Origin of the sequence: Nocardioides sp. JS614 (assembly GCF_000015265.1) — a bacterium.
Classification (GTDB): Bacteria; Actinomycetota; Actinomycetes; order Propionibacteriales; family Nocardioidaceae; genus Nocardioides.
The window spans coordinates 1879930-1903349 of sequence record NC_008699.1 but is presented as its reverse complement, the minus strand read 5'-3'; the positions used below and the strand labels follow the sequence as shown (position 1 = coordinate 1903349).

General features: G+C 72.1%; 22 protein-coding genes. 8 read left to right on the top strand and 14 right to left on the bottom strand.

From position 1 onward, the window contains the following. Positions 1 to 21: 21 nt before the first annotated feature. Together NOCA_RS10475 and NOCA_RS10470 are read right to left on the bottom strand one after the other, a co-directional pair. The gene (locus tag NOCA_RS10475; protein WP_011755249.1) at positions 22 to 828 is read right to left on the bottom strand and encodes an alpha/beta fold hydrolase; all 807 of its coding nucleotides are present in this window, start codon (positions 826 to 828) and stop codon (positions 22 to 24) included. After that, positions 819 to 1664: an endo alpha-1,4 polygalactosaminidase gene (locus tag NOCA_RS10470; protein ID WP_049774302.1), complete on the bottom strand. Its 846-nt coding sequence runs from the start codon at positions 1662 to 1664 to the stop codon at positions 819 to 821. The genes NOCA_RS10475 and NOCA_RS10470 overlap by 10 nt, the downstream gene beginning before the upstream one ends. A 2-nt stretch (positions 1665 to 1666) precedes the next feature. Here NOCA_RS10470 and NOCA_RS25730 point away from each other — a divergent pair, with 2 nt between their 5' ends. Then, positions 1667 to 3574 carry a S8 family serine peptidase gene (locus NOCA_RS25730; RefSeq protein WP_011755247.1) on the top strand — a complete coding sequence of 636 codons (1908 nt, stop codon included), beginning with the start codon at positions 1667 to 1669 and terminating at the stop codon, positions 3572 to 3574. A 193-nt stretch (positions 3575 to 3767) separates the two neighbouring features. Here NOCA_RS25730 and NOCA_RS10460 read toward each other — a convergent pair whose 3' ends face one another. The 4 genes from NOCA_RS10460 to NOCA_RS10445 all read right to left on the bottom strand — a co-directional run bounded on the left by NOCA_RS10460 (position 3768) and on the right by NOCA_RS10445 (position 8318). Then, a complete protein-coding gene (locus tag NOCA_RS10460; protein ID WP_011755246.1) occupies positions 3768 to 4535 on the bottom strand; it encodes a hypothetical protein in 768 nt (255 codons plus the stop codon). A gap of 47 nt (positions 4536 to 4582) precedes the next feature. Beyond that, positions 4583 to 4822, bottom strand: a complete 240-nt coding sequence (locus tag NOCA_RS10455; protein WP_011755245.1) for a hypothetical protein — start codon at positions 4820 to 4822, stop codon at positions 4583 to 4585. Positions 4823 to 4879: 57 nt separating this feature from the next. Further along, complete coding sequence (locus tag NOCA_RS10450; RefSeq protein ID WP_011755244.1) at positions 4880 to 6361, bottom strand: MFS transporter; 1482 nt, start codon at positions 6359 to 6361, stop codon at positions 4880 to 4882. A 139-nt stretch (positions 6362 to 6500) separates the two neighbouring features. Then, positions 6501 to 8318, bottom strand: coding sequence for a 3-hydroxyacyl-CoA dehydrogenase family protein (locus NOCA_RS10445; protein WP_140404170.1), 1818 nt, complete (start codon positions 8316 to 8318; stop codon positions 6501 to 6503). A gap of 171 nt (positions 8319 to 8489) precedes the next feature. Between NOCA_RS10445 and NOCA_RS25725 the strand changes: the two genes are divergently transcribed. Beyond that, a complete protein-coding gene (locus NOCA_RS25725; protein ID WP_011755242.1) occupies positions 8490 to 10037 on the top strand; it encodes a methyl-accepting chemotaxis protein in 1548 nt (515 codons plus the stop codon). Positions 10038 to 10103: 66 nt separating this feature from the next. Continuing rightward, a complete protein-coding gene (nucS, locus tag NOCA_RS10435; protein WP_083768289.1) occupies positions 10104 to 10778 on the top strand; it encodes an endonuclease NucS in 675 nt (224 codons plus the stop codon). Positions 10779 to 10954: 176 nt separating this feature from the next. On the opposite strand, the gene NOCA_RS27730 is transcribed toward nucS, so the two are convergent. Continuing rightward, a complete protein-coding gene (locus tag NOCA_RS27730) occupies positions 10955 to 11206 on the bottom strand; it encodes a hypothetical protein (protein ID WP_041546458.1) in 252 nt (83 codons plus the stop codon). Positions 11207 to 11464: 258 nt separating this feature from the next. Between NOCA_RS27730 and NOCA_RS27955 the strand changes: the two genes are divergently transcribed. Then, a complete protein-coding gene (locus NOCA_RS27955; RefSeq protein WP_041546457.1) occupies positions 11465 to 11791 on the top strand; it encodes a DUF952 domain-containing protein in 327 nt (108 codons plus the stop codon). Here NOCA_RS27955 and NOCA_RS10420 read toward each other — a convergent pair. Next, the gene (locus tag NOCA_RS10420; RefSeq protein ID WP_011755240.1) at positions 11766 to 12698 is read right to left on the bottom strand and encodes an FAD-dependent oxidoreductase; all 933 of its coding nucleotides are present in this window, start codon (positions 12696 to 12698) and stop codon (positions 11766 to 11768) included. The two genes, NOCA_RS27955 and NOCA_RS10420, sit on opposite strands and share 26 nt — an antisense overlap. Before the next feature lie 84 nt (positions 12699 to 12782). On the opposite strand from NOCA_RS10420, the gene NOCA_RS10415 reads away from it, so the two are divergent. The 3 genes from NOCA_RS10415 to NOCA_RS10405 all read left to right on the top strand — a co-directional run bounded on the left by NOCA_RS10415 (position 12783) and on the right by NOCA_RS10405 (position 16368). Then, complete coding sequence (locus tag NOCA_RS10415; protein WP_140404169.1) at positions 12783 to 13838, top strand: alpha/beta hydrolase; 1056 nt, start codon at positions 12783 to 12785, stop codon at positions 13836 to 13838. 141 nt (positions 13839 to 13979) lie between these two features. After that, positions 13980 to 15800, top strand: a complete 1821-nt coding sequence (locus tag NOCA_RS10410; protein ID WP_049774301.1) for a right-handed parallel beta-helix repeat-containing protein — start codon at positions 13980 to 13982, stop codon at positions 15798 to 15800. Further along, a complete protein-coding gene (locus NOCA_RS10405; protein WP_011755237.1) occupies positions 15790 to 16368 on the top strand; it encodes a hypothetical protein in 579 nt (192 codons plus the stop codon). Before NOCA_RS10410 ends, NOCA_RS10405 begins: the two co-directional genes overlap by 11 nt. A gap of 22 nt (positions 16369 to 16390) precedes the next feature. Here NOCA_RS10405 and NOCA_RS10400 read toward each other — a convergent pair whose 3' ends face one another. The 6 genes from NOCA_RS10400 to NOCA_RS10375 form a co-directional block, all read right to left on the bottom strand. Continuing rightward, a complete protein-coding gene (locus NOCA_RS10400; RefSeq protein ID WP_011755236.1) occupies positions 16391 to 18202 on the bottom strand; it encodes a hypothetical protein in 1812 nt (603 codons plus the stop codon). Then, a complete protein-coding gene (locus NOCA_RS10395; RefSeq protein WP_011755235.1) occupies positions 18199 to 19257 on the bottom strand; it encodes a phosphatase PAP2 family protein in 1059 nt (352 codons plus the stop codon). Before NOCA_RS10395 ends, NOCA_RS10400 begins: the two co-directional genes overlap by 4 nt. A gap of 123 nt (positions 19258 to 19380) precedes the next feature. Then, entirely contained in the window at positions 19381 to 19905 is a 525-nt protein-coding gene (locus NOCA_RS10390) for a ferritin (protein WP_011755234.1), read from the bottom strand. Positions 19906 to 19952: 47 nt separating this feature from the next. Continuing rightward, positions 19953 to 20135 carry a hypothetical protein gene (locus NOCA_RS10385; protein ID WP_011755233.1) on the bottom strand — a complete coding sequence of 61 codons (183 nt, stop codon included), beginning with the start codon at positions 20133 to 20135 and terminating at the stop codon, positions 19953 to 19955. 31 nt (positions 20136 to 20166) lie between these two features. After that, entirely contained in the window at positions 20167 to 22209 is a 2043-nt protein-coding gene (locus NOCA_RS10380) for a protein meaA (protein ID WP_011755232.1), read from the bottom strand. Positions 22210 to 22276: 67 nt separating this feature from the next. Next, complete coding sequence (locus tag NOCA_RS10375) at positions 22277 to 22585, bottom strand: STAS domain-containing protein (RefSeq protein WP_011755231.1); 309 nt, start codon at positions 22583 to 22585, stop codon at positions 22277 to 22279. 234 nt (positions 22586 to 22819) lie between these two features. Here NOCA_RS10375 and NOCA_RS10370 point away from each other — a divergent pair, with 234 nt between their 5' ends. Beyond that, complete coding sequence (locus tag NOCA_RS10370) at positions 22820 to 23395, top strand: cob(I)yrinic acid a,c-diamide adenosyltransferase (protein ID WP_011755230.1); 576 nt, start codon at positions 22820 to 22822, stop codon at positions 23393 to 23395. Positions 23396 to 23420 lie beyond the last annotated feature (25 nt).

Sequence of the window (23420 nt, the reverse complement as noted above, 5' to 3'; positions counted from 1 at the left end):
GGAAGTCCCGACTCGACGGGGTCAGGCCTGGGCGAGGAAGCGGCGCAGCACCTCGATGAAGACCTCCGGCTGCTCGGAGTGCACCCAGTGGCCGGCGTTCTTGACCACGACCCGGCGGTTGAGGGGGAACCACCGGTCCATGGCCGCGGCGTACTCGTCGCGGACGTAGCCGGAGCGCTGCCCGGCGATCCACAGCGTCGGGCGCTGGTACGGCGGCCGTCCGGCGAGCGCGTCCTCGGGCCAGCCGCCGAGAGCCTCCAGGTCGCGACCGAGGACGGCCAGGTTGGGCCGCCAGGTCCACCGCCCCGCGTGGTGGTGCAGGTTCTGCAGGAGGAAGCTGCGCACGGTCGGGCTCGGCACCGCGTCGGCCAGCGCCGCGTCGGCGTCGCGCCGGTGCTCGAGCGTGGCCAGGTCGAGCGCGAGCATCGCGTCGATGTAGCCGGCGAACTCGCCCCGCTCCTCGTAGTCGACCGGCGACACGTCCACCACGCACAGCCGCTCGACCAGCTCGGGGTGGCGCAGCGCGAGCACCATCGCGGCCTTCCCGCCCATCGAGTGGCCGACCAGCGCCACCGGGTCCTCCGCCTCGAACAGGCCGGCGACCCGGTCGGCGACGTCGACGTAGTCGAAGTGGTCGACCCACTCCGAGCGGCCGTGGTGCGGCATGTCGACCAGCAGCACCCGATGGTCCTCCGCGACAGCCTTCGCGACCGTCGTCCAGTTCTTGCCCTGCCCGAACAGCCCGTGGCAGAAGGCGACCAGCGGACCGCGCTCCCCCAGGCTCGTGACGTGCAGCCCCTGGTGGGGGCCGGACTCGTTCAGCACCACTCGTGCACTCCCGTCGGGGTCAGGTCACGGTCGCGGAGGACGACCGCCAGCCGATCGCCGACGTGGGCACAGGTCCACCGGAAGTTGGCGCGCCGGTACTCGATCGCCAGCACCCGGTCACCGTAGTGCCGCACGTACGAGGCGCACTCGCGGTAGCGGCCGCACTCCTCGGCGACGGCGAAGTCGTAGCCGATCGCGGTGCCGTCGTACCCCGCGAGGTTCTTCTGCCCGACCGCGAGGCCGGCCCGGTGCCCCGCGCGGACGAGCAGGCGCGCGTAGGCGAGCGCCTGCCGGCGCGCGACCAGCCGGTGGCTGCGGGTGAACGAGTCCAGGTTGTCGTACTCGACGGCGTCGAAGCCGTCGGCGGCACAGCCGCGGACCCAGCGCCCGACGACACGGGCCAGGTCCGCCCGCTTCGCCTCGGTTCGTACGTCGAGCAGCCACTCGCCCCACGCCTCGTCCGCGACCGGCTCGCCGCCGTCCTTCAGCACCAGGCGCCAGTGCCGCTTCCAGAACCTGCGCTGGTCCGGCTGGGTCTGGAAGCCGTTGACGTAGCAGACGTTGTACCGCCCGTCCGCGGGGCTGTCCGTCCGGTCCCGCACCACGATCCCGACGTGGTCGGGCATCTCGGCGGCGCCGCCCAGCTGGTAGTCGACGTCGGTGCCGGTGGGCAGCGGTGTCACGGGTGGCGGGTCGGCGCTGGCCGTGGCCGGGATCACCGCGACCAGGGCGAGCACCAGCAGGTCGACCAGAAGCAGCGCGACCAGAAGCCGGGCGACGACGTAACCCGCCGCGCGGTTGCGGCGTTGTCCGGGCACCTCACGAGATCGGATCATCCATGCCATCCTCGCGCACCCGGCTGCTCGCGCTCACCAGCGCCCTCGCGGCCGTCCTCTCCCTCACCGGCGTCGCCTCCGCGGCGGCGCCGGCGGCACCTGCGGCCGCCACGGTCGGCTCCGACCTCCAGGGCGCGCACCGCGGCCTGGACCGCCTGCTCGCCGACGGTACGCCGAACCACCGGGCGATCGTCACGTTCGCCGCCGTGCCGACCAGCACCCAGATCGGCGCGCTGCAGGCCCTCGGCCTCGTCGTGCAGCCGATGTCCCACCTGCCGCTCGCCCTCGTCGAGGGCCCGGTGCCCGCGATGGTGCAGGCGGTCACGGCCGGCATCGGCCTCGACGTCTACCCCGACGAGCGGCTCCAGCTCCTCGACACCCCGTCGACCAACGCGATGTCGTCGAGCCCGGCGGCGGCCCAGGCCCTGCGCACCCGCGGCTTCACCGGCAAGGGCGTGACCGTCGGCGTCGTCGACTCCGGCTGCGACGCGACGCACTCCGACCTCGCCGACCACGTCGTGCACAACGTGAGCCTGCTCAGCCCCGAGTACGCCAACGCCGGCACCGACCCGGCGATCGTCGTACCCGTCGACCAGGGCCCGGTGAGCAACACCGACCTCGGCAGCGGCCACGGGACGCACGTCGCGGGCATCATCGCCGCCGACTCCTCCTCGGCCGAGGACGGCAGTCGGTACGGCGTCGCCCCGGACGCCGACCTCGCCTGCTTCGCGATCGGCGCAGTGCTGTTCACGACCGCGGTCGTCACCGCCTACGACTACATGCTCGACCAGCCGGACCTGCTCGGCATCGACGTCGTCAACAACTCCTGGGGCAACAGCTACCGCCAGTTCGACCCCGCCGACCCGGTCGCCGTCGCCACCAAGGCCGTGGCCGACCGTGGCGTGACCGTGGTGTTCGCCGCCGGCAACTCCGGCAGCGGCGACGTCCCGATGAGCCTGAACCCGTTCTCCCAGTCGCCCTGGGTGATCTCCGTGGCGGCCGGCACCCTGGACCGGCACCGCGGCGACTTCTCCTCCAACGGCCTGGTCCACGACAACTCGCAACCCACGGCCATCGGCACCGAGGGACACACCACCTACACCGGCGACCGGATCGGGCTGGTGCACCCGGACCTCACCGCCCCCGGCGTCGACATCGGCTCGACCTGCGACAGCGCCGGCACCCTGATCGGGCCGTGCGGACCGGACGAGAACGCCTCGGCCTCGGGCACCTCGATGGCCTCGCCGCACATCGCCGGCGCGGCCGCGGTGCTGCTGCAGGCCCAGCCCCGGCTCAGCCCGGAGCAGGTGCGGCTCGCCCTGCAGGCGACGGCGACGCCGGTCCAGGCGACGGGCGGCCCGGCCGCGCTGCCGTTCTGGGAGGTCGGGTACGGCTACGCCAACCTCGACCGCGCGGTCCAGCTGGTGCGCTCCGACGGCTGGCAGGGGCGGCTGCGTGCCGCCGCCCACCGGGCGGACCGCCGGGTGCTCGCCGCGGACGGCACCGCGGTCGTCCGATCCGACTTCTTCGTCCACGAGGCGCCCCCGGCGACCGCGGGCGGCAGTGACAGCGCGTCGTACGACGTGCCCGTGTCCGCGCGCACCCGCGGGCTCGCCGTGAGCCTGGCGTTCCCGTCCGGCGGCAGCGTCGGCGCCAGCCTGTTCAGCTACACCGTGCAGGTCCTCGACCCCAGCGGGAAGGTGATCGCGACGACCACTTCGGACCCGGTCGCGGGCTCGGGCACCGCGCTGGCGACGGTCCGGCTGCCCCAGGGCGCGGAGGCCGGGACGTACACGTTCGAGGTCACCGGCGACTACGCCGCCTCCGACCCGGACACCGTCGACAGCGACTCGCTGCTGGGCCGGTTCGTCACCCTGCACGTGGCCCAGCTGCGGAGCAGCCGGCGCTAGGAGAGGGCCCCTCGAGACGGCAGGGCCCTCAAGTGCCGCGTCCCACAAGTTCTTGGGCGCTTCGCGCCCACATGGCACGCGCCTCGCTGCGTTGCCGACGCTTGCGAGACGAGCGGGTATGGCGGCGCGCCGGCGCCTTGCGATGCACACACCCTGAGAACGCCAACCGTTCAACAACTTCCGAGACGCGACACTAGAAGTCGAACCCGTCGAACAGGTCGCCGATGCCGTCGCCGATGCTGCCGATCCCGTCACCGATGCCCTCGCCGAGGGCGCCGATCCCCTCACCGAGCGCGTCGAAGCCGCCGAAACCACCGAACAGCAGCCCGGCGAACATCCAGTCCATCGGCGTGAAGGCGCCGAAGTAGCCCGAGGCGTAGGGCTGGTAGGCGCGCCCGCCCTGCCAGTAGGGCACCCGCTGGGCGCCGACCATCACCATCCGGGCGTCGGGATCGGCGCCGGCTGCGACCCGCTCGGCATCGAGGGCACAGGCGGGGACGTCGCGGGTCGCGCCACCGGGCGGGGTCCACGGCACCTCGGTCACGGACAGGCCGTGCCGAGGGTCGAAGAAGCACGGCGGGCGGCGGGTCGGCAGCGGATCGCCCGCCACCCGCGCGCGGACGCACGCGATCGCGTAGCGCCCGTCTTCGAGGATCTGCGTGACATGCCGGACGTCGTCGGGACGCGACATCGCGTCACCGGCGGTCTTCGCCGACTCGTAGGCGTCGAGGGCGCGTTGGTAGTCGGCGTTCTCCCCCGCCCCGAGCTCGTGCCCCGCGAGATCGAGGTCGAGTGCCTGGAGCTCTTCCCCGAGGGCGGTGATGTCCTCGAAGGCGAGCTTCTTCACGGGCTCGAGCTCGGCGCGCTGGCGTTCGCGCTCACGCGCCTTGCTGCTGCGCCGCGCGAGCACCACCGCCGCCACGATCGCGGCGAGCAGGAGGAGGATCACCAGGCCATCCATGGACCCAGCCTACGGAGCGCCGGCAACCCCGGAACGGGTCGCCGGCGTCAGCCGGCCGCCGCCAGCGCGCCCTCCGCGGTCCGGTAGACCAGCCCGTCGGCGACGGCGTACGCGAGCGCGCGGTCGAAACGGTCCCGCTCCCAGTACGACGCCCCCACCATCCGGGCGAGCTCCTCGGGCGGCTGTGGCCCCTCGACCTCCAGGGCCCGCACGATCTGACCCATCTCGTGGAAGACCTGGCGGTCGCGCTTGCCCTCGGTCGACGGCTTCGGCGGCGGCATCGGCATCGGGTGTCTCCTCTGCTCCGCCCGGAGCGACCCGGGCGGTGGATCGGGTGTGCTGAGTCAGGCGTGCTGTGGCTGCGTGGAGCCGGTGCTACCGGTGTCGGTGTCCTCGGCGGTGAGCGGCTGGGCGATGCTCTCCAGCGACTTGCCCTCCGCCTTGACGCCCAGGAACGCCTCGACGATGCCACCGATGATCATCAGCGCGGCGCCGAGGAAGTAGCCGACCGCGATCTGCGTGATGTCCTTGTCCGCCGAGGCCTGCTCGATCAGCCAGCCGAAGAACAGCGGGCCGGAGATGCCGCCGGCCGCGGTGCCGATCGCGTAGAAGAACGCGATGCACAGGGCCCGGGTCTCCATCGGGAACACCTCGCTGGCGGTGAGGTACGCCGCACTCGCGCCGGCCGAGGCCATGAAGAAGATGATCGCGCCCATCAGCGTGAGGGTGGTGGCGTCGAAGCTGCCCAGGTAGAAGCCGGTCACGGCGAGCAGGACCCCGGACCCGATGTAGGTCGCGGTGATCATCTTGACCCGGCCCAGGGTGTCGAACAGCGGGCTCAGCAGCAGCGCCCCGGCGAAGTTGCTCGCCGCGAACACCGCGATGTAGTAGCCGGTCTGCTCCACGCCGAGGAAGGTCGTCAGGGTGTCGCCGTAGGTGAAGAAGAAGGCGTTGTACAAGAACGCCTGCCCGACGAACAGCGAGAAGCACAGGATCGTCCGCTTCGGGTACAGGGTGAAGACCGTCCTCGCGATCAGGCCGATGCCGATCGACGTGCGCTGCCGCACCGTGATCGTGTCGTGCACGTCGTGCAGCTGGTGGTGGGACTCCTCGGAGACGGTGCGTTCGATGTCGCGGACGATCTGCTCCGCCTCGTCCTCGCGGCCGTGGATGAACAACCAGCGCGGGCTCTCCGGGACGTTGCGCCGGACGACCAGGATGCCGACGGCGAGGATCGCGCCCAGGCCGAAGGCGAGCCGCCAGCCCCAGGACTGGTCGATCATCGTCGGGTCGAGCAGCGGGATCGTCAGCAGCGCGCCCCCGGCCGCACCGACCCAGAACGAGCCGTTGATGGCGATGTCGACGCGACCGCGGTACTTCGCGGGGATCAGCTCGTCGATGGCGGAGTTGATCGCGGCGTACTCACCGCCGATGCCGCAACCGGTCAGGAAGCGGCAGGCGAAGTACCACATCGGGTTCATCGAGAACGCCGTCAGCACGGTGGCCACGGTGTAGACCGCGAGCGTGACGATGAACAGCTTCTTGCGGCCGAGCCGGTCGGTGAGCTGCCCGAAGAAGGGGGCGCCGAGGCAGGCACCGGCGACGTACATCGAGCCCGCGAGGCCGATGTCGAAGTTGTTCATGCCCAGGCCGGTGCCGTCGGGCTTGAGGGCGTCCGACATCGAGCCGACGATGGTGACCTCGAGGCCGTCCAGGATCCAGACCGTGCCGAGTCCGATCACGACCAGCCAGTGCCACCGGGCCCACGGGAGCCGGTCCAGACGCGCGGGGATGTCGGTGGTGATCCGACCGGTTTCGACTGCCATGGCGGGTGCCGTACCCACCGGTGACGGCCGTCACTCCTGACCCACCGCCCACGCGCGGACCGCAACCACGACGTCGGACCATCAGCCCAGGAACGACCCCGCGGCCGGCGTGGCGGCGAAGCCGACACGCCAGACGCGGCTAGCGAGCAGAGTAGTCGCGGAACCCGCGCTTGGTCTTGCGGCCGAGGTAGCCGGCGGTGACCAGGTGCTCCAGCAACGGCGCGGGGGCGAAGCCGGGCTCGCGGAACTCGAGGTAGAGCTCGCGCTGGATCGCGAGGGACACGTCGTTGCCGACCACGTCGAGCAGCTCGAACGGGCCCATCGGCAGCGCGCAGCCCTGCTTCATCGCGAGGTCGATGTCGTCGGCGGTGGCGTAGTGCGCCTCGAGCATCTTCACCGCGTCGTTGAGGTAGGGGAACAGCAGCGCGTTGACGATGAAGCCGGCCCGGTCGCCGCACGAGACGGCGACCTTGCCGACCCGGTCGCACAGCGCCCGCGTCGTCTCGGTGACCTCGTCGGACGTGACGACCGTCGAGACGACCTCGACCAGCTTCATCACCGGCGCCGGGTTGAAGAAGTGTATCCCGATGACGTCGTGCGGGCGCGCGGTGGCCTGGGCGCACTCGATGACCGGCAGCGAGGAGGTGGTGGTCGCCAGGATCGCGCCCGGTCGACAGATCTCGTCGAGGTTCGCGAAGAGCGTGGACTTGATCGCCAGGTCCTCGGCGATCGCCTCGACCACGATGTCGACCGGCGCGAGGTCGTCCAGCGAGGTGCTGCCGGTCAGTCGGCCGAGCACCTCCGCCTTGGCGGACTCCTCGAGCTTGCCGCGCTGGATGGCCTTGTCGAGCGACTTCTCGATCGCGGCGCGGACGCCCGCGACCTTGTCGGCGGAGCGGCCGACGTAGAGCACGTCGTACCCGCTCTTGGCGAAGACCTCGACGATGCCGGTGGCCATCGTGCCGGTGCCGACCACCCCGACCAGCTTGATGTCGTGTCGCAGCTGGGGCTTCTGGTCCACCGACGGGGTCAGCTCGTCGGCGACGACGACCGGGCTGTCCGCGGCCTCGTAGGAGTAGAACCCACGGCCGGTCTTGCGGCCGAGCATGCCCGCGGTGACCATCTGCTTGAGGATCGGGCGCGGCGCGTGCAGCCGGTCGCGGCCCTGGTGGTACATGGTCTCGAGGATCTCGTACGCCGTGTCCAGGCCGATCAGGTCGAGCAGCGCGAGCGGGCCCATCGGGTAGCCGCAGCCGTACCGCATCGCGGCGTCGATGTCCTCGCGCGAGGCGTAGTGGCCCTCGTACATGGCGACCGCGTGGTTGAGGTAGCCGAAGAGCAGCGTGTTGGCGATGAAGCCCGCCTTGTCGCCGCAGACGACCGGGGCCTTCCCGAGGCTGGTGACCAGCGCGGTGGTCTCGTCGAGGACGCTCTGCTCGGTCACGACGGTGCGCACGATCTCGACCAGCGCCTGCACCGGCGCCGGGTTGAAGAAGTGCACGCCGACCACGCGGCCCGGGCTGCCGTTGGCGGTCGAGATCTCGGTGACCGAGAGCGAGGACGTGTTCGTGGCCAGGATCGTCTCGGGCGAGACGATCTCGTCGAGGTCGCGGAAGATCGCCTTCTTGGTCTCGAGCGACTCCACCACCGCCTCGACGACGAAGTCCGCCTCGGCGAGGTCCTTGAGCGAGGTGGTGAACGTGATCCGCCCCAGCAGCTCGGCCTGGTCCGCCTCGGTCATCTTCTCGCGCTTGACGGCGCGGGAGGTCGAGTGCTCGAGGTACTGGCGGCCACGGGCCAGGGACTCGTCGTCCTTCTCGACGCCGACCACGGCGTGGCCGGCCCGGGCGAAGACCTCGGCGATGCCGGCACCCATGGTGCCCAGGCCGATGACGCCGATCGTGCGGAACTCGCGCCCGGCTCCGGGAGCGGCTGTCTCGGGGGAGGTGCTGGTCATGCGGGGCATCGTGCCACGCGGGGTTCGCGCCGGTCACCGTGACTTAGTTCACCCGCCAGTAACTTACCGGCGCCACGAATCCGTGCCTTCTGCTCAACTCGAGGCTCCTGGTGCCGAAAGAGGGACGTCGGTGTCTGCCCTCCGACGCCACCGCGAACGAAGGGGTCCCAGATGCCGCGCAACGGGTCGGCCGCTGTCCCGCTCCGGACGCTCCTGGGCGTCGCCCTCGGGCTCCAGCTGCTCGCCGCCGTGGTCGTCCGCGGCGACCGGGCGGCGCTCGCCCTGCTGCTGGTCACCAGCGTGCTGACCGCTGCCGCCACCGCGCTGCTGCACCGGCGGGTGCTCGCGCCCCTGGGCCGGGCCTCGGCGTACGTCGAGGCGCTCGCCGCCGGCGACCTGACCGGCAGCCCGGGCGCCGGCGCCGACGTACCCCTCACCGGCGCCCTGGCCGCGGTCGGCGAGCGCACCCGGACGGCGATGCGCGACGTCGCCGACTCCGTGGGCTCGCTCAACGGCACCGCCGAGTCGGTCGCTGCCACCACCGAGGCCATGGGCCAGACCTTCGCCGAGACCTCGACCCGGGCGGCCGAGGTCAGCAGCGCGGCGGGTGTCGTGTCCAGCAACGTCGCGGCCGTGTCCACCGGCGCCCGCGAGATGAGCGACTCGGTCACCGAGATCGCGCGCAACGTCACCGACGCGGTCGCGGTCGCCGAGGAGGCGGTGTCGATGGCGGCCGAGGCGGCCGCCGTCATGGCCGAGCTCGACAGCGCGAGCGAGCGGATCGGCAACGTCGTCCGCCTGATCACCGCCATCGCCGGGCAGACCAACCTCCTGGCGCTGAACGCCACCATCGAGGCGGCGCGCGCAGGCGAGGCCGGCAAGGGGTTCGCGGTCGTCGCCAGCGAGGTGAAGACCCTGGCCCAGGAGACGGCCCGCGCCACCGAGGACATCACCGAGCAGGTCGGTGCCCTGCAGGGCGGCAGCCGGGCCGCTGTCGCCTCGCTCGAGCGCACCCAGGAGGTCATCAGCCGCTTCGCCGACTACCAGGCCACGATCTCGAGCGCGATCGAGGAGCAGGCCGCCACGACCGCGGAGATGAGCCGGCGCCTGCTCGAGGCCGCCGACGGGTCCCAGCAGATCGCCGAGACCGTCCGCAGCGTCGCCACCTCGACCGCCCAGGCCATGGAGCAGCTCACCCACACCCGGCGCGCCGCCGGCGAGCTCTCCGGCCTCTCCTCCGACCTCGGCGCGGTGACCGGCCGGTTCCGGCTGCCCGAACCCGTGGTGGTCGTGCACGACATCGGGGCGAACGGCGGGGTCGCCCTGGAGGTGGAGGGCGTCGTCTCGGTCACGCACGACCCGAAGCTGCAGGCCGTGATCGTGCGCTGGCTGCGCTACCAGGACCAGGCCGTCAAGCCGGCGTTGGGCATGCAGCTGGAGCTGATCCGGAAGCACTCGCTGCGCACGGTGGTCGTCGACTCCCGCGAGGCGGTCGGCGCCTACTCGGCCGAGATGAACCACTGGATCGGGGTCGAGTTCGTGCCGCTCCTCGAACGGACCACCATGAAGGCGTTCGTCACCGTCGTCCCCCGCAGCGCGGTGGCCGACCTGGCGAACAAGGGCTGGCAGGAGGGCCAGGACGGCCTGGGCTTCCAGATGGTGGAGGTCGCCTCCATGACCGAGGCCGAGGAGATCGCCCGCCGCGCCTGCCGCCTCTGAGCACCCCGTCCCTTACGCTGCTCCGGTCGGAAGCCGTTGGGTGCGAAGGTGTGCTGAGGTGTGCTCGTGAGATTGGTCGTTGCCCGCTGCCAGGTCGACTACGCCGGGCGGCTGACCGCCCACCTGCCAATGGCGACCCGGGTCCTGATGATCAAGGCCGACGGCTCCGTGCTCGTGCACTCCGACGGCGGCTCGTACAAGCCGCTGAACTGGATGTCCCCGCCGTGCATCCTGCGCGAGGGCACGACCGACGACGGCCGGGTCGAGTGGACCGTGATCTCCAAGAACGACGACACGCTGCGGATCCTGATCGAAGAGGTCCTCCACGAGTCGATCCACGAGCTGGGCGTCGACCCGGGCCTCCAGAAGGACGGCGTGGAGAAGCACCTCCAGGAGATGCTGGCCGAGCACCCGGCGACCCTCTCCCCCGGCCTCACGCTGGTCCGGCGGGAGTACCCCACCGCGATCGGGCCGGTGGACCTGATGTGCAAGGACGCCGAGGGCCGCAACGTCGCCGTCGAGATCAAGCGCCGCGGCGACATCGACGGCGTCGAGCAGCTCACCCGCTACCTCGAGCTGTTGAACCGGGACCCGCTGCTGGCACCCGTGCGCGGCATCTTCGCCGCACAGGAGATCAAGCCCCAGGCGCGGGTCCTCGCCACCGACCGCGGCATCGCCTGCGCGGTGGTCGACTACGACGCGCTGCGCGGCCTCGACGACCCGACCCACCGACTGTTCTGAAGCCGACTCCCCTGACCGGTCCGCCCGGCAGCAGGGCCCGGCTCCGGGTCGGGTAGCCGGGGGTCGGTTTCCCCGGTTCACCGGGGATGTTGGAACTTCTGGCCCGAAGTTTCGGCCCAACAGTTCCGGTTTCCCCGGTTCACCGGGGAAACCGCCCGGCGGGCGGGCACCAGCGATCAGAGGTACAGGTCGACGGCGGGCCGGTCGCGCTCGAGGCGGTAGGCGTCCCGGATCGCGGAGGACCGGTCGGACGGGCCGCGGGGCATCGGGACGTGCACGACGATCGGTTCCTGATGGCCCGGGTTGCCCCGATGGCCCTGGTGGCCCTGGCGACCGGCGTCGCGGCGCTCCGCCGGCACGGCACCCGCGACCGGCTCGACCGCGAACTGCGGCCGCGGCGTGGGACGGACCAGGGTCGTGACGTGCATACCCGGTCAACGCGCCCGGGCCGGCCAGGTCACGCCCCGCTTCGCAGATCCCCGAGCCGGCGGATATCCGGTGGTACCCACCGGGCCGGCTGGGCACGATGGCGACCATGCGCGCGAACCACTTCGACACCGAGGTCGCCGAGCGGTACGACGACCCGGACGACCCGATGTTCTCGGCCGCGGTGCTCGGGCCGACCGTCGACTTCCTGGCCGACCCGGCGTGAGACCGGCCCGGCCGGCCGATGTGACGATGAGCGGGTGCGGATCTTCCACGTCGCGACCCTGGCCGACTGGGCCGGGGCCCACCGGACCGGTGAGTACACCACCTCGACCCGCGGGGTGAGCCTCGCCCAGCAGGGCTTCATCCACGCCAGCCGCGCCGACCAGTGGGAGCGGGTGCTGGCCGCGTTCTACGCAGACGTCGAGGAGCCGCTGGTGCTGCTCGAGATCGACACCGACCTGCTCGGCGTACCCGTCGCCGAGGAGCCGCCGGCACCGGACGTCGCCGAGACCTTCCCGCACGTGTACGGCGCGATCCGGGTGCCGGCGGTCGTCGCCGTCACCCGCCTGGAGCCGCCGCGCTGACCGCGGCCAGCGCGACCACCTCGTCGGCCGCACCCCAGCTCAGGGTGACCCCGGCGCCGCCGTGCCCGTAGCAGTGGACCACGTCCCCGACCCGGTCCAGCCGCACGGCCGGGCGCACCGGACGCAGGCCGACCCGGTGCCGCAGCACCCGCGCGCCACGGAGCCCGGGCACCAACCGGGTGGCGCGCTCGAGGATCGCCTCGGCGGTCGCCGGGGACGGCGTCCGGCTCCACTCGCCCTCGACGTCGGTGCCGCCGACGACGACGTCGTGCTCCCGGGGGACGACGTACGTCGGTCCCGAGCGGTCCAGCCACCAGCGGTCGATGCCGGTCTGCTCGACCACGACCACCTGCCCGCGCACGGGGACCACGGTCCGGTCCGCGCCGAGGAGGCGGGCGCCGAGCCCGGCGCAGTTGACGACCAGCCCGGGGCCGGAGGGCAGGGCGGAGAGGTTGAGCCGGGTGATCGTCCCGCCCAGCTGCTCCACGCGACCGGCCAGCCAGGCGAGGTAGACGCCGGTGTCGACCACCGGCGTGGTGAACGTCCAGCCGTCGACCCATCCGGGCGGGACGTCGCGGGTGCGGGTCAGGCCCGGCACCGCCGCACCCCACCAGGGGTCGGGCTCGGGCGCCATGAACACCTCGGTGCCCGCCACCATCCGCACCCCGGACTCCGGGTCGGTGTCGGCGAGGGCGTCGAAGACGGCATACGACGTGGCCGACCAGGCCGCGACCCGGTCCTGTGGAAGGGCGCGGTACGGATACCAGAACGCCCCGGCGACAGCGGAGGTCGTCTCCAGCGGGAGGTCCCGGGCGACCACGTCGACGCGGTGCCCGGCTTGGAGCAGCCGCACCGCACAGGTCAGGCCGATGACGCCCGCCCCGACCACGATCACCCGGTCCGTCATGGCTGCAGTCTGGCCTGAAACGCCGTCCGGGCGCGAACAACCTCACATTTCGCCGCCGCGGCTTATTGACGTATGTTCAACAGCGTGAGACTGACGCTGCTCGGAGTCCTGACCGCCCTGCTCGGCGCGCTGCTGGCGGCTCCCCCGCCGCCGGCCGCTGCGGCCGGCGCTGCCACCGCCGCCGGCGCCCGCGCCACCGTCGTCGCCCGCGAGGTGGTCTTCGAGCTCGAGAACACCAACGCCACGTCCGTGCTCTGCGTGCCGGACAACCAGAGCTACGAGGTCCGCGGCCGCCTGGTCGGGCCGCGGCCGGCCGTGCTCGGCCACAGCGGCCCGATCCGGATCAACGTGCTGGTCCACGACCTCGCGGCCGGCTCGTGGTTCTGGAGCCTGCCCGGGCACCCGGCCTACGACTACGCCCGCCAGCTCGCCCGGCGCGGCGAGACCTCGCTCGTCCTCGACCGCCTCGGCTACGGCGCCAGCCCGCTCGCGAACGGCGACGCCACCTGCCTCGGCGCGCAGGCCGACATGCTCCACCAGGTCGTCCAGCACGTCCGCTCGGGGCGCTACACGTTCGCCGAGCCCGACGGCGACACCACGCCCGCGGCCGCGCACGTCGTCACCCACGGTCACTCCGTCGGCGCCGCCATCGCCCAGATCGAGGCGGCCACCTTCGACGACGTCGACGGCCTGGTGCTGATGTCCTGGACCGACCGCGGCGCCACCTCCCTAGCGACCCGGACGGCCGCGCGGCAGAGCGCCGCCTGCCTGAGCGGGCCGGACTACGCCCCGCTGACCAGGACCGGCGCCGACTACCGGAAGCTGATGTTCGCCAGTGCCCCGTCCGGCGTGCAGCGCACCGCGGCCCGCCTCCGCGTCGACGACCCGTGCGGCGACGTGAGCAGCCTGAGCCCGATGCTGGTGGCCTCGAACCTGGCCGCGACCCAGGTGGACGCGCCGGTCCTCCTCCTCTACGGGGCCGAGGACGCGCTCAATCGGCCGGCCGCGCGCGAGCAGCAGGCCGCGGCGTACCCGACGCCGGTCACCACCCGCACCTTCGCCGGCGCCGGCAGCGCGCTGCCCCTCGAGCGCTCGGCCGACAAGGTCCGGGCCGCCGTGCTGCGCTGGCTGCGCTCCTGAGCGGGCGCCGGCGCCACCATGACCGGCGCGTAACCCCGGGAAGCGCGGGGTCGTTGGGGGATCCGACGGAAAGGTCCTGCGATGACGCGCCGAGCTGCTGCCCCCCTCCCGGTCTCCCCCCCGGCCCCCATCCCGGCCTGCGTGGCCGTCCTCCTGGTCGCCGCGGCGACCGTGCTGACGATGCTCGCCGGAGCACCACCCGCCGGCGCCCACGAGGAGCGGCCCGCGCAGTTCCCCGACGGCACCGGGCACCGGCCGTCGTTCCTCGGCTTCGACAACCCCCGCCAGCGGGTCGTGTGCGGGTCCGACAGCGGCCGGCTGATCGCGGCGCTTCCCGAGGGCGCGGTCAAGGACCGCAACGAGCGGCTGCTCGACTCGTGCCGGTACCGGTCCATCCAGGACGCGATCGACTCGGTCCGCAAGCGGCAGACCTCCGTGTACGTGCTGCCGGGGACCTACCACGAGGCGAAGTGGGCGCGCGCGGAGCGCAGCGACTACTGCTCGCACCTGCAGACCTCGTCGACCTCGCCGCTGCCGTTCTCGGAGTACATCGGCAGCCTGTCCTCGCCCGACCCCGGTGCCGAGCAGGCCGCCGCGGACTCCGGCGAGTCCAACCCGATCGCGTTGTCCTACGCCGACCAGCGGCGCTGCGCCCACAACCTGAACCTGATCGCGGTCTTCGGTGACCGGACACCGGGCAACGACAGCATCCGCTGCGACAGCCGGTTCTGCGGCCTCCAGCTGGTCGGCACCGGGCAGACACCGGCCGACGTGGTCGTCGACAACCGGTTCGCCAAGCTCAACGCGATCCGCGCGGACCGGGCCGGCGGCTTCTACCTGAGCAACATGACCTTCCAGCAGGCCGAGTTCAACGCGATCTACGTCCTGGAGACCGACGGCTTCGTCATCGACCGGGTGGTCGCCCGCGGCAACGACGAGTACGGCGTCCTCGCGTTCGCGAGCGACCACGGCCTGATCGAGGACTCCGAGGCGTACTACAACGGCGACTCCGGCATCTACCCGGGCTCCGGATCCGACCTCAACGCCGACAACACGGAGTTCGAGGCGACCCGCTACGCGATCGAGATCCGCGGCAACAACAGCCACGACAACACGCTGGGCTACTCCGGCACGGCCGGCAACTCGATCTGGGCCCACGACAACGACTTCCACGACAACGCCACCGGCATCGCGACCGACTCGCTGTTCCCCGGACACCCGGGCCTGCCGCAGGACCACGCGCGCTGGAACCGCAACCGGATCTACTCCAACAACTCCAACTGGTACACCGAGTTCGTCGACACCGGCGTCTGCGACAAGCCGATGGAGCAGCGCGGCTACATGGACGGCACGGTCTGCCCGGTGGTGCCGACGCCGGTCGGCACCGGCGTCCTGATCGCGGGCGGCAACTACGACTCGACCGACCACAACTGGATCTACGACAACTGGCGCTACGGCACCATGCAGTTCTGGGTGCCCGCCCCCCTGCGCGACGACTACGACCCGTCGCACCTCTACGACACGTCGAACCACAACCACACCTTCGAGAACCAGATGGGCATCGACCCGCAGGGCCACGAGCAGCCGAACGGGATGGACCACTGGTGGGACGACCAGGGCGTGGGCAACTGCTGGGAGGACAACCACTACGGCTCGGCCGGCCAGACCGACAACTTCACGGTTCCGCCGCCCTCCTGCGCCGACGGCGGCTCGGTCTTCCTGCCCGGCGCGACGGTGAAGGACGCCGGCTTCCTCAGCTGCAGCCAGTACGACCGCAGCGACCCGACCTGGAAGCACCCGCCCGCGTGCGAGTGGTTCGACAGCCCCAGCAAGCCCGCGCGGGCCGTGGCCGCTCCGGGTCGGCCCGCCTCCGGCACGGTGCTGGTGGCCCCGATCGCGATGACGGCCGGCGCGCTCGCGTTGGTCCTGGGCCTGCGCCGCCGGTGGTCGCGTGCGGACTAGGGCCGGGCGACGGATCGGTCTGGTCCTCGTCACACTCCTCGGCCTGCTGGCGGCGGGCGGGTTCGCCCTGGCCCGCTCCGCTCCGTCGTTGAGCGCAGGCGGCCCGACCTCGGTCGCCGGCACCGAGGCGACCGGCGTGTTCGAGATCGCCGACCGTACCGTGCGGCAGGTCCGGTACGACGACGGCGGGACGCTGCGCTACACCTTCGAGCTGACCAACGACGACCGGTTCCCGGTCACCGTCCACGGCCTGGCGGCCGACCAGCCGCCGAGCCGGCTGTTCACCTACTCCGGGTTGGCCGACGCCGCCGGCCGTTCGACGCTGCGGCTGTCCCCCGGCGAGTCCGTTCCGGTCACCCTGTCCCTGCTGATGGGCGGCTGCGAGACGCTCTCGGCGCGGGCCGGGGCCTTCGTCACCGCGGTGGTGCTGCGCATCGAGCGCGCCGGCATGCTCACCGGACTCCCTGCTGACAACGTCACCGTCACCCTGCCCGAGGAACTGCACACCGGCTCGCCGCGCGAGGCGTTCTGCCCCAACTCGACGGCCACCTCCCGGCCCCCGGGATGACCGAGACGGCTACTGGTCACCGCTAGGGACAGGAGCTGCCCCTGGGCAGCTTGTACGGCGCGGAGATCCGGTAGGTGCCGGCTCGCGGCGCGTGCAGGACCAGCCAGTCGGGCCGGTGCGGATGGGCCTCCGCGTTCGCCTGGTCCTCGGTCTCCAGCCCGGACAGGCACGCCGGGGCCGCGAACCACGAGGCGACCGACGACCGGGAGGCGGGTGGCAGCGGATCGACCTCGACCAGGCTCAGCCAGGGCGAGTCCGCGACCCGGATCACGACGTCCCCCGAGCGCGGGGTGTACACGGTCAGGTGGGCGGCGCCGAAGGACACCACCTTCGCCGGCGGGCTGACCAGCGGCGTGGGCCGGCGGACGGCGTAGAGCGTCCAGTTCTCGTCCGACCACACCGGCGAGAGGTACGGCAGGCCGCTCGTGATCAGCTCGGTCTCGGCGACCGCCGCGCCGTCGGGCTCCGCCGAGGAGAGCACGACGTACTGCACGGCCCACCGGTGCAGCCACCGCCGGTACGCGACCTTGGTGAGCGGCTGGTCGCGGTAGAACAGCGGGTTCCGCACCGCGTCGGCCTGGCGGTTCCAGCCGCGGGCGAGCGGGACGTGGGGCGCGAACACCGCGGCCTCGCGGTGGCTCCGGGTCGGCACCACCTCGACCCGGCCGCGATCGGCGCGACGGTGCTGGAGCTCCGTCAGGATCGGGGCGACGTCCGGCCCCCAGGACGTCTGGCCGCTGGCGTTGACCACGTCGCGAGCGGCGGTCGCGACCTGCCAGATCGACGCCGTCAGGACGGCCACGACCAGCAACCCCCGCGCGGCCCGCGGCCCCCGGCGCCGGGCGAGGGCCGAGGTCCGCCACCCGCCGGCCGCGGCCCCCACCATCAGCACGCCGCCGAACAGCAGCCCGAGCCGCGAGATGTTCGTGCCGATCGGCGAGGGGACGAGCCACACCAGGAGGACGGCCGGGGCGTACAGCGCGGCCGCCAGCCGCACGGCCCGCCAGCTCGCGGGTGCCGTCACGGTCACGGCGGCACCGACGAGCACGGGCAGGATCGTGGAGTACCACGGCATCGGCTGCGTGCCGGAGAAGGGGAACAGGAGCGCGGACAGCGCGACGACCACGACCGGCGTCACCCCGAGGGCGTACGCCGCCCAGCGTTGTCGGGCGAGCCACAGGGTCGCCGCCACCAGGCCGAGGAACAACCCGGCGACCGGGCTCGCGGCGGTCGCGAGCCCGGAGGCGACCGCCACGGCGATGGCGCGGGCCGGCCGGAGGGTGAGCACCGGTGACCTCTGGTAGGGCCACCCGAGCAGCAGGCAGATCGCGACGAGCGCGAAGACCGTGCCCACCGCGAACGTGACCCGGCCGGACACGGCGTTGCCGACGAGGGCCAGCGCGGCGTACCCGCCGACGGCCAGCGCGCGGGCGTCGGTCCGGCCGTGCCGGCCGACGAGCGCCCACGTCAGCAGCCCGGCGGAGAGCGTCCCCGCGACGACGAGCGTGGGCCGGACGCCGACGGCGGCCATCAGGTACGGCGAGAGCACGCTGTACGACACCGGGTGCATGCCGCCGTACCAGGACAGGTTGTAGGCGCTGCCGGGGTGCAACCGGGCGAACTCGGCCCACGCGTCCTGGGCGGCGAGGTCCCCCCCGCCCGTGGCGACGATCCGCCACCACAGGATCTGCAGGGTCGCGGAGACGACGACCGCCACCGCGACGGGCGAGCGCGACCAGCGGCGCAGCGGCGGCCGGAGCGAGGGCTGCCACCCGCCGGCGACCCCGCCGAGGTCGGCGGGCTCGGCGGCGAGGGAGCGGGCGACCGTGCTCATGTCGAGGCCACGACGTCGTCCTCACCGGCGTGGGAGCCGTCCGCGACCGAGCGATCCCCGTTCCGGACCGGGTAGACCATCAGCCGGCCGAGCGTGAACGCTGCGAGGGCGAGCACGACCCCCGCGATGTCGTCGACGACGAAGTGCCAGCCGAAGTACACGGTGGCGACCATGGTGACCGACAGGAAGGTGGCCAACGCGAGCGTCGTACGTCGCCACCGGTAGTACCGGGCGACCAGCAGCACCGTGCAGGTGAACCCGACGTGGAGGCTGGCGAAGGCCGAGATGCTCACGAAGGCGTCACCCGCGTGCGGATCGGCGAGGAAGTGGGCGCGCTCGGCGAGGTACTTCACCTGGGTCGCGCTGATCGCGGTCGGCCGCAGGCCGGCGAACTCCTCGGGCGCCGAGGCGAACGGGCCCAGGGACGGGACGAGGTAGTACGACCCGACCCCCAGGATCCACACCCACAGCGCGGAGCACAGCATGACGTAGGCCTCGCGCACCCGCGGCAGCAGCGCGAGGGTGCCGACCACCGACAGCGGCACCAGGTAGGTGAACGACCGGTAGACGACCGCGAGGACCACGGCGGCCTGGCCCTCCCCCAGCAGCCCGTGGAGGAGCACCGCCGGGCTGTGGCCGAGCAGGAACCATCGCTCGATCGCGAGGAGTTCCTGGTCCAGCGGGGTGTTGAACGCGTCCCAGCTCTTCAGGTTGCGGTAGGAGATGTAGACGACGTGGTAGGCGAGCAACCCGGAGCACACGAGCAGCACCCGCTGGGGCGTCCACCGCTCGCGCAGGTGGCGACCCACGTCGGACCACGACCAGCCCAGGGGCCGCAGCCGCACCGCTCTTCGCAGCGCGTCGGCGAGGGCGAACACCAGCAGCAAGGTGAACGCCGTGCCGAGCCGGCCGCGGAACATCGCGCCACCGGGGTCGCGGAACGGGATCCCGAGGTGCTCGGACCGCAGCAGCGCCACGGACGCGAAGACCGCCGTGAGCGCCCACACCCACGCGGTCAGTCGGAGCGCCTCGCGTCCGGAGATCCCAGCACCCACCCGTCCACCTGCCTTCACGACTCACCCACCCGCGAGACCGACGGTCCACCTGGACTGCCGGGCGGCAGGCATCCGCAGCGTATCGAACGCCGGTCGCCGCCGCGGCAGCTGCGGCCGGTGCGACTAGGCGCCGGCCTGGCGCGGGGCGGTCGAGTCGACCTCGGCGCCGCTCTGCTCGCGGGCGACGTACTCCTCGATGTCCTCGATGTCGTCACGGTTGCGGGTGGTGACCGCGAGCAGGTCGCTCATCGTCGCGACCTCCTCGACCTGCTCCTTGATGAACCACTGCAGGAACTGCTCGGAGGCGAAGTCACCCTCCTCGCGCGCGATCCGGAGCAGCCCGTTGACCTGCTCGGTGACCCGCCTCTCCTGCTCCAGCGCGAGCGCGACCGGCGCGACGACGTCGGCGAAGGCGTTCACCGGCGCCTCGACGGCCGGGATCACCACCTCGGCATCGGTGTCGAGGAGGTACTGGATCATCATCGCGGCGTGCGCGCGCTCCTCGACGGCCTGGGCGTAGAAGAACGCGGCCATGCGCGGCATCGTGAGGGCGTCGTAGTAGACCGCGCACGCGAGGTACTGGTTGTGCGCCGCCAGCTCGTTGCCGATCTGGGCGTTGAGCTGGTCGACGAAGCGGGGTGCGGCCACGGGGTGCTCCTCGGGGTCGGCGATCAGTGTTCGGGCGGCGGGTGCGCTCAGGCAGCCTTCGCGAGCTTCTTCTTGGTGACCTTCGTGCCGTCCACCCGGACGAGCTTGCGCTTCTTGACCGTATACCCCGCAGGCAGGGTGCCCTCCTTGAGCATCCGCAGCGGGCAGCGAGCGCACTTCGTCTTCGACGCGCAGCACTCCGTCTTCGGGAGCTTCCGGGCCTTGGGCACGCAGGCACCCTACCAGAACTGTGAGGGTAGCCTAACCTTCGTCCAGCCCGTTGGCCGCGCGGATCACGTCGACGATCCCGCCCATGATCTCGGTCAGGCCGAAGTCCTTGGGCGTGAAGACCGCCGCGACGCCGAGCTCGCCCAGGCGGCGGCCGTCCGACTCGGGGATGATGCCGCCGACCACGACGGGTACGTCCCCCATCCCCGCCTCACGCAGCCCGTCGAGCACGGCCGGGACCAGCTCCATGTGTGATCCGGAGAGGATCGACAGCCCGACGCAGTGGACGTCCTCGGCGACGGCCGCGGCGACGATCTGCTCGGGGGTCAGCCGGATGCCCTGGTAGACGACCTCGAACCCCGCGTCCCGGGCGCGCACCGCGATCTGCTCGGCGCCGTTGGAGTGGCCGTCGAGACCGGGCTTGCCGACCAGCAGGCGCAGCCGGCCACCCAGCTCCTGCGCCGTCTCACGCACCCGGTCCCGCACGGCTGCGAGCTCCGCGCCCGCCTCCGCGACGCCGACCGCACCGCTGACGCCCGTCGGGCCCCGGTACTCGCCGAAGACCTCGCGCAGCGTGGCGGACCACTCCCCCGTGGTCGCTCCGGCGCGAGCGGCCACCAGGGTCGGCCCCATCAGGTTCGTGTCGGTCTTGGCAGCCTCGGCCAGCTGGGCGAGCGCTGCGGCGACCTCGTCCTCGTCGCGCTGCGCCTTCCACGCCTCGACGCTGGCGATCGCGGCCTGCTCCGCGTCGGGGTCCGCCGTCATGATCGCGCTGTCGAGGTCGGAGGTCAGCGGCGACGGCTCGGTGGTCTCGAACTTGTTGACGCCGACGACGATCTCCTCGCCGGACTCGATCCGCGCGCGCCGCGCGGCGTGCGAGGAGACCAGCTCCTGCTTCATGTACTCGACTGCCGCGATCGCGCCGCCCATCGCCTGGACCCGGTCGATCTCGGCGCGGGCGCCCGCGACCAGCTCCGCGACCTTCGCCTCGATCACGTGCGAGCCGTCGAAGATGTCGTCGTACTCGAGCAGGTCGGACTCATAGGCCAGCACCTGCTGGAGACGCAGCGACCACTGCTGGTCCCAGGGCCGCGGCAGGCCCAGGGCCTCGTTCCACGCCGGCAGCTGGAGCGCCCGCGCGCGAGCGTTCTTGGAGAGCGTGACGCCGAGCATCTCGAGCACGATCCGCTGCACGTTGTTCTCAGGCTGGGCCTCGGTGAGGCCCAGCGAGTTGACCTGCACGCCGTACCGGAACCGACGCATCTTGGGGTCCTCGACGCCGTACCGTTCCCGGGTGATCTCGTCCCAGAGCCGGCCGAAGGCCCGCATCTTGCAGGTCTCCTCGACGAAGCGGACGCCGGCGTTGACGAAGAAGGAGATCCGGCCGACGACGCGTCCGAAGTCCGCCTCGTCGACCTGGCCCGAGCTCTTGACCGCGTCGAGGACGGCGATCGCGGTGCACAGCGCGTACGCGAGCTCCTGCGTGGGCGTCGCCCCGGCCTCCTGCAGGTGGTAGCTGCAGATGTTGATCGGGTTCCACTGCGGGATCTGGTGGACCGTGTACGAGATGACATCGGCGATCAGCCGCATCGAGTGCTCGGGAGGGAACGCGTAGGTCCCGCGGGAGAGGTACTCCTTGATGATGTCGTTCTGGGTGGTGCCGGCGAGCTGGGCGGCGACCTCCTCGGGGCTCAGCTCCGGGTTCTGCTCCTCGGCGACCACCTGGTACATCGCCAGCAGCCACATCGCGGTGGCATTGATCGTCATCGAGGTGTTCATCGAGGTCAGCGGGATGTCCTCGAACAGCCGGCGCATCTCGCCCAGGTGCGGCACCGGGACGCCGACCTTCCCCACCTCGCCGCGCGCGAGCGGCGAGTCCGGGTCGTAGCCGGTCTGGGTCGGCAGGTCGAAGGCGACCGAGAGCCCGGTCTGCCCCTTCGCGAGGTTGGTCCGGTAGAGCGCGTTGGACGCCGCCGCCGTCGAGTGCCCGGCGTAGGTGCGCATCACCCAGGGTCGGTCCTTCGGGGCACGACCCTCGGGGCCACGATCCGTCGGAGCGCCGTCCTTCTCAGTCATGGGTCCGAGGGTAGGAGACGGTCTACCGCTTGGTAACCGCCCACCGGTGTGGGTTATCCGACACGGCTCACGCCGAGACGGCGACCCGCTCGACCTGCACGACGCGGATCAGGCGGGACAGGTGCAGCATCCGGCGTACGGCGGGGCCGCACCCGCGCAGGGTGAGGTGGTGACCCTCGCGGCCGGCCTGACGGGTCGCGACGGCGAGCACCTTCAGGGCGGTCATGTCGATGGTGGTCACGTCGGTCAGGTCGACGACGATGTCCTCGTCGCGCTCCTCGATGAGCTCGTAGAGCGCGTTGCGGGCCTCCCACGTGCTGCGCACGTCGAAGTCACCGCTGAGCAGAAGTGTCGGACCGTCCGTGGTGATGTCCATGCTGGTGCCCCGTCCTCCGGGATCCGAGAGTCCCGGTCGCTCCATCAGTGCTGGATCAGTGCTGGTCAGTGCTGGCCTCGATGGTGTGCTTGTCACTCACTATGACGCTCGTGACGGCGCCGAGGTTGCGTCCGTGGCCCCGGTAATTCCGCCGTGTCGCGTCCGCTCGCTCGCTCGACCGAGGTGTACCCGGGTGTGATCGGGGTCATGCACCCCCACCCCTAGGATCGGAGGATGGTCAACCTCACCCGGATCTACACCCGCACCGGCGACGGCGGGCAGACCCGACTCGGCGACATGAGCACGACGACGAAGACCGACCTCCGCCTGGCGGCGTACGCCGACGTCGACGAGGCCAACGCCCACGTCGGCCTAGCGCTGGCGCAGGGCGGGCTGGGCGAGGACGTCACGGCGGTGTTGACCCGGATCCAGAACGACCTGTTCGACGTGGGCGCCGACTTCTGCACCCCGGTCGTCGAGAACCCGGAGTTCCCGCCGCTGCGCATCGAGCAGGCCTACGTCGACCGGCTCGAGGGCTGGTGCGACCACTACAACGAGGACCTCTCCAAGCTGCGGTCGTTCATCCTCAACGGCGGCACCCCCGGCGCCGCGCTGCTGCACGTCGCCCGCACCGTCGTACGGCGGGCCGAGCGCTCCGCCTGGGCAGCGTACGAGGTGCACGGCGAGACGATGAACCTGCTGGCCATCACCTACCTGAACCGGCTCTCAGACCTGCTGTTCATCCTCGCCCGGCACGCCAACCGGGAGAACGGCGACGTGCTGTGGGTGCCGGGCGGCGAGCGCGACTGACCCCAGGCCCCGAGCCCGGGCTCAG

Bases quoted from the DNA above. Each gene is read 5' to 3' on its own strand.
- NOCA_RS10370 (WP_011755230.1), top strand. From the start codon at position 22,820: ATGGTCAACCTCACCCGGATCTACACCCGCACCGGCGACGGCGGGCAG.
- NOCA_RS10470 (WP_049774302.1), bottom strand. From the start codon at position 1,664: ATGATCCGATCTCGTGAGGTGCCCGGACAACGCCGCAACCGCGCGGCG.
- NOCA_RS10375 (WP_011755231.1), bottom strand. From the start codon at position 22,585: ATGGACATCACCACGGACGGTCCGACACTTCTGCTCAGCGGTGACTTC.
- NOCA_RS10445 (WP_140404170.1), bottom strand. From the start codon at position 8,318: ATGACCAGCACCTCCCCCGAGACAGCCGCTCCCGGAGCCGGGCGCGAG.
- NOCA_RS10450 (WP_011755244.1), bottom strand. From the start codon at position 6,361: ATGGCAGTCGAAACCGGTCGGATCACCACCGACATCCCCGCGCGTCTG.
- NOCA_RS27730 (WP_041546458.1), bottom strand. From the start codon at position 11,206: ATGCACGTCACGACCCTGGTCCGTCCCACGCCGCGGCCGCAGTTCGCG.
- NOCA_RS10420 (WP_011755240.1), bottom strand. From the start codon at position 12,698: ATGACGGACCGGGTGATCGTGGTCGGGGCGGGCGTCATCGGCCTGACC.
- NOCA_RS10400 (WP_011755236.1), bottom strand. From the start codon at position 18,202: ATGAGCACGGTCGCCCGCTCCCTCGCCGCCGAGCCCGCCGACCTCGGC.
- NOCA_RS10380 (WP_011755232.1), bottom strand. From the start codon at position 22,209: ATGACTGAGAAGGACGGCGCTCCGACGGATCGTGGCCCCGAGGGTCGT.
- NOCA_RS25725 (WP_011755242.1), top strand. From the start codon at position 8,490: ATGCCGCGCAACGGGTCGGCCGCTGTCCCGCTCCGGACGCTCCTGGGC.
- NOCA_RS10460 (WP_011755246.1), bottom strand. From the start codon at position 4,535: ATGGATGGCCTGGTGATCCTCCTCCTGCTCGCCGCGATCGTGGCGGCG.
- NOCA_RS10455 (WP_011755245.1), bottom strand. From the start codon at position 4,822: ATGCCGATGCCGCCGCCGAAGCCGTCGACCGAGGGCAAGCGCGACCGC.
- NOCA_RS25730 (WP_011755247.1), top strand. From the start codon at position 1,667: ATGCCATCCTCGCGCACCCGGCTGCTCGCGCTCACCAGCGCCCTCGCG.